1 protein-coding gene is annotated in these 1,589 nt (G+C 71.9%); it reads left to right on the forward strand.

The window, feature by feature from the left end:
- The coding region (locus tag IQ279_RS27485) for a GMC family oxidoreductase N-terminal domain-containing protein (protein ID WP_206352035.1) at positions 1-1,589 on the forward strand (1,589 nt) is incomplete at both ends.

Raw genomic sequence — 1,589 nt, forward strand, 5'->3', positions numbered from 1 at the left:
TACGACTACGACGTGATCGTGGTCGGTTCCGGTTTCGGCGGTTCGGTGTCCGCGCTGCGGCTGACGGAGAAGGGCTACCGGGTCGGGGTGCTGGAGGCGGGGCGGCGCTTCACCCGCCAGACGCTGCCGAGGAACTCCTGGGACCTGCGGAACTATCTGTGGGCCCCGGCGCTGGGCCTGTACGGCATCCAGCGCATCCATCTGATGGACAAGGTGATGATCCTGGCCGGTGCCGGGGTGGGCGGGGGTTCGCTGAACTACGCCAACACCCTCTACGTGCCGCCGCCGGCGTTCTTCGCCGACCGCCAGTGGGGGCACATCACCGACTGGCAGGAGGAGCTGAAGCCGTACTACGACCAGGCCAGGCGGATGCTGGGCGTACGGCTGAACCCCACGGTGACGCCCTCGGACGTCCATCTGAAGGCCGCGGCCGGGAGGATGGGCGTGGGCGACACCTTCCACCTGGCGCCGGTGGGCGTCTTCTTCGGCGACGGCGAGGACGCGGGAGGCGAGGTCAGGGCCGCCCCGGGAGCGGAGGTTCCCGACCCCTACTTCGGCGGCGCGGGCCCGGCCCGCCGGGCGTGCACGGAGTGCGGCGAGTGCATGACCGGCTGCCGGCACGGGGCCAAGAACACCCTCAACGAGAACTACCTGTACCTCGCCGAGAAGGCCGGCGCGGTCATCCACCCGATGACCACCGTCACCGAGGTGACCGAGGACGGCGCCGGAGGCTTCCGGGTGACCACGGTACGCACCGGGAAGCGCCGGGGGAGGCGCACGGTGCTGCGCGCGCGGAGGGTGGTGATCGCCGCCGGCACCTACGGCACCCAGACGCTGCTGCACCGGATGCGCGACACCGGCCTGCTGCCGCACATCTCCCCGAGGCTGGGAGAGCTGACCCGCACCAACTCCGAGGCCCTGGTCGGCGCCCTGACCACCCCGCGCCGCTACCGGAAGAAGCACGGGCCCCACGCGGAGCCGGACTTCACCAAGGGGGTGGCCATCACCTCCTCCATCCACCCGAACGACAACACCCACATCGAGCCGGTCCGCTACGGCAAGGGCTCCAATGCCATGGGCGCCCTCTCCGTCCTCCAGGTGCCCTACGGCCGCGCGCCGAGGCCGCTGGCCTTCCTGGCGCACTGCCTGCGCCACCCCGTGCAGGCCGCGCGGGCGCTGTCCACCTACCGCTGGTCGGAGCGGACGATCATCGGCCTGGTGATGCAGTCCCTGGACAACTCCCTGACCACCTACCGCAAGCCCAGGGGCCCGGGCAAGGGGCTGCTGACGGCGAAGCAGGGCCACGGCGCGCCCAACCCCGACCACATCCCCGAAGGTGCCGAGGCCGCGCGGCTGGTCGCCGAGGAGATAGGCGGCTTCCCGGGGACGAACGTCGGCGAGCTGATGGGCACCCCGCTGACCGCGCACTTCCTGGGCGGCTGCCCGATCGGCGCCTCGCCCGAGGAGGGCGTCATCGACCCCTACCACCGGCTCCACGGCCACCCGGGCATCTCGGTGGTGGACGGCGCGGCCGTCTCCGCCAACCTCGGCGTCAACCCGTCGCTGACCATCACCGCCCAGGCCGAGCG

The organism is Streptomyces verrucosisporus (assembly GCF_017114865.1).
GTDB lineage: Bacteria > Actinomycetota > Actinomycetes > Streptomycetales > Streptomycetaceae > Streptomyces > Streptomyces fenghuangensis.